The sequence below is a fragment of the Elioraea sp. Yellowstone genome (assembly GCF_006704265.1).
GTDB lineage: Bacteria > Pseudomonadota > Alphaproteobacteria > Acetobacterales > Acetobacteraceae > Elioraea.
Genome location: NZ_VIKA01000215.1, coordinates 1 through 4,069, shown reverse-complemented (window position 1 = coordinate 4,069; position 4,069 = coordinate 1). Strand labels below are relative to the sequence as shown.

The following is a 4,069-nucleotide window of genomic DNA, read 5'->3' as shown; positions in this document are numbered from 1 at the left end:
GGACGTCACGGTCGGCTCGGTCGCCGGTGACGCGCTGGTGGCCGGCGCGGCTGGTGCCTCGGGCGGGGCCGACGCGACGGTGCGGCTCGCGGTGACGCAGCCGGGCGGCGGCCTTGCCGTGGACGCGCCGATCGCGGGTCCGGCGGTCGAACTCGCGGCCGATGCGATGAGCCTCGAGGCGACCGTCGGTGCGGATGCCGCGGCCGTGGTCGTGCGCCCGTTCACGGCCGGGCGCGGGATCGAGCTCGGCAACCTCTTCCCCTTCGACCCGGGCGCACTCTGGCTTTCCGCCGAGGCGATCGACCTCCTGGGCGGCGCCACGACCACGCTGCGCATCGGCGCGGTCGGCGGCGCGGCGGAGGCGGCGGCGGGCGCGATCGTCGTGCGCGAGAACCTCTTCTTCCCGGGGATCGGCATCCGCGTGAACCGCGCCGGCGCGCCGGGCGACGCCCGCACGCTGGTGCTGGAGAGCGGCACGGGCTCGATCACCCAGACCGGTCCCATCGCGGGCGGCGCGACGGCACGCCTCGTGGCGGTCGCGCCATCGGGCGAGGTCCGGCTCGACGATCCCGGCAATGACGTCGGCACGATCGCCGGCACGGCGGGGGCGGGCGGCTTCCGCTACCGGGCCGGCGGATCCGTCGCCGTCGGCACCGTTCCCTCGCTCGAGGTCGGCGGGGCCGTTCCGCTCGCCATCGCCGGCCGGGACGGGATCGTGACGCCCTCGGCGCCGATCTCGCTGCTCGCCGCCGGCGATCTGACCGTCGAGGCACCGCTCGATGCGGGCAGCGCCACGCTCCGGCTGCAGGCCGGCGGGGCGCTCGCGCAGGGCGCGGCCGGCGCGCTGAGCGCGGGCGCGCTCCTCGCGCGCGGCGGCACCGTCGACCTCACCGGGACCGACAACAGGATCGGGCTTCTGGCCGGCGGTTCGGTCGCCGGCCTGCGCGTCCGCCACCAGGGAACGCTCACCGTCGGCAGCGTCGGGGGCGATGCCGTGCTGCCGATCGCCGGCGAGGCCGGGCTGCGCAGCCCCGCCTTCGGCGCGCCGATCAGCCTGCGTGTCGAAGGCGGTGATCTGAGCCTGACGCAGTCCGTGGATGCGGGGGCCGGGCCGGGCGGGATCGTGCGGCTGCAGGCCGACGGCACGCTGAGCCAGACCGCCTCGGCCGCCGTGATTGCCGAAGCGCTGCTGGCGCGGGGCGACACCGTGCTGCTGGATGGGACGAATCTGGTCGGCGCCGTGGCGGGGGAGGCGCAGGCGGAGTTCCGCCTCAGCAACGCAGCCGACGTGACGGTGGGCGAGGTCGCGGCTGACGGCACGCTGGTCGATGGGCAGTCCGGCATCCGCCTGGTCTCGGGCGGAGGCACGGTGACGCTGGCCGGCGGCACCGTCTTCGGCGGCGGCGTCCTGCTCGACCGGCCGATCGATGCCGGTACCGGCAGCATCGCCCTTCTCGCCGGCAGCTTGGGCGGGGATGTCCAGCAGACCGCGACGGGCGGCGTCACGGCGGGCAGCCTTGGCGTGACCGCCTCCGCCGGCACGGTCGATCTCGCCACCGCCGGGGCAGCCAACGCCGTTGGCAGCGTCGCCGGCTTCGGTCGCGACGGGTTCCGCTTCCGCGCCGAGGGGCCGGTCGCGGTCGGGTCGGGCGGCATCGGAACGACGAATGCGCCGCTGACCCTGCTGTCGGGCGACGGCCTGACCATCGGCGGCACGCTCTCGGCGGGTGCCGGCACGGTTCGGCTGCGCGCGCTGACGGGCGACATCGTGCAGACCGGAGGCGCGATCGCCGCGGCCGGGCTCGCGGCGCTGGCGGACGCCGGGGCGATCGATCTCGGTCTTGCGGGCAACGCGATCGGCACTGTCGCAGGCAGCGCGCAAGGGCCGCTGTCCGTCCGCGCCGGTGGGGCGCTGACGGTCGGGACGATCGGCGCGGACGGTGCGCTGGTGCCCGCGCTCGAGGGCACGCGGTCCGTCGCCGCCGCGGTGACGCTCGAGGCGGACGGGCCGCTCGCCGTCTCCGGGCCGGTTCGGGCCGGGACCGACGCCGCGCTCTCCGCCGGGGCAGCGGGCATGGTCGTGTCCGGCACGGTCGAGGCGGGCGGCGCGATCACGCTCGATACGCCCGGCACGATCGCGGTCACCGCCGGCGGCGCGATCGACGCCGGCGGCGATGCGACGCTGACCGCCGACGCGGCCGTCGCCATCGACGCGGGCGCCGTGGTGCGTTCGGGCGAGGGGCTTGGTCTGGCGGCGGGGACCGGTCTGACCGTTGCGGGCACCGCCGAGGCCGGCGCGGATGCCAGCCTGACGGCGGGTGCGGGGCTGCTGGTCACCGGCACCGTGGCCGCCGAGGGCGACGTGGCGCTTGCCGCGGGCCAGGACATCGTGGTCTCCGGTCTCGCCGATGCCGGTGGCGGCGTCAGCCTCGATGCCGGCCAGGCGATCGACCTCACGGGAACGGTGCGCGGCGCCACGGCGACGCTCGCGGCCGGCACGTCGCTGACCCAGGCCGGGCTGGTGCAGACCTCCGGCGACGCCGCGCTCTCCGCCGGCGGAACCCTGGCCATCACCCCTGCGGGCACGATCGACGCCGGCGGTGATGCGACAGTCGCCTCAGGCGGGGCGATGACCGTGGCCGGCAGCATCGCCGCGGGCGGCACCGCACGGCTTGCCGCCGGCGGCGCCCTGGCCGTTGCCGGCGAGGTCGCCGGGGGCCTGGACGCGGTGCTGGCGGCGGACGGCGATCTCGGCATCGCCGGCACGGTGACGGCCGGCCGCAATGCCCTGATCGGCACGGACGGGTCGGCGACCATCGGCGGCGACATCGCGGTCGGTGCCGGCGGGCGGCTGATCATCGGCTTCGGCGCCGACTTCACCCTGTCCGGTTCGCTCGCTGCCCCGGGTGGTCGGATCATGGTCCGGCGCGCCGAGCAGACGCCGGGCGGAACAGGCGTGATCCGCTTCGCGGGCGGCCCCGATCAGCTGTCTTCCTCCGGCGATCCGGAGCTGATCGTGATCGATGCCTCGGGCGACCTGAGGCCGCTCGGCGCACCCGATCCCGGCACGGATGTCGGCCAGCTGCTCGGCATGCTGAACCTGCTCCGGGTGCAGACCCCCGACGAGATCGCCGCGAACCGGATCGTCCGCCTGAACGGGACTCCGTCCCTGGTCGCCCATGTCACTTCGATCCAGACCGAATTCGGCAGCCCCGCCGACGCGTCGCAGAGCGCGGTCGCGGTCGATCTCGGCCAGATCAACGCCCCGGGCAGCCTGCTCTACGTCTTCGGGGAGAACGGCTCCGTCCAGTCCGCGCCGACCAGCGAGGCGCTGCGGCTGCGCGCCGCCGGGGTCTATGTCGGTGCGGCGGCCGGCGTCGCGCTCTACGGCGTGATCAACGGCGTCGGCGGCGACCCGGCGTCGACCTACGTGCAGCGGCTCGGCGACCCGCTGTTCAGCCAGGTGATCAATGACTGCGCGATCGGCACGATCGGCTGCACCTTCCTGCCGTTGGCGCAGATCCCGGTGCTCTACGTGCCGCCGGTGCTCGCCCTTGAGGGCGGCGCGCCACGCCTCGACGAGAGCGCGGTGCCGATCATCAACACCGGCCCGGAGGAGTCGCTCCGCCAGTCCGCGGAGGCCGGGGCGGGCGGGGACGGCCAGGAGGACGAGCAGGCGGAGGCGGCCGCAGCCGCACCGCGCCGCGGGGGGACGCCGTGATGCGCGCCGCTCCGGTGCTGCTCGCGATCGGTCTGGCGGCTGCGGGCTGTGCGGCGCCGGGCGGGCCGGTCGGTCCGGAACTGGGCGATGCCGGGCGCACGGTTGCCGGCGAGGGGTGCAGCTTCCGCCGCGTCGGCTCCGCCGCCCAGCCGCGCGTCGAGGTGCTCTGCGGGACCTGGACCGCGCCCTCGGCGCGGCTGTTCTCGCTCGCCGGGCGGCAGGACCCGATGGCGGCGGCGACGAGCGCGGGCTTCGAGGACTATCTCGCCACGGTCGCGCAGTGCGAGCCGCCGCAGCCCGCGCGCGTGCTGGGCGACGTGCCCGCGGCCGTACGCGCCTGCCGCCGCC

At 76.4% G+C, this 4,069-nt stretch carries 2 protein-coding genes; both read left to right on the top strand.

What is annotated here, in order from left to right; all coding sequences use genetic code 11:
* Positions 1-3,721 (top strand): hypothetical protein (locus tag FK498_RS19495; RefSeq protein WP_161988478.1); only part of this gene is annotated, 3,721 nt, incomplete at its 5' end.
* Positions 3,721-4,069: hypothetical protein (locus tag FK498_RS17700; protein ID WP_141856903.1), on the top strand; the 349-nt coding region annotated here is incomplete at its 3' end. The genes FK498_RS19495 and FK498_RS17700, both read left to right, overlap by 1 nt.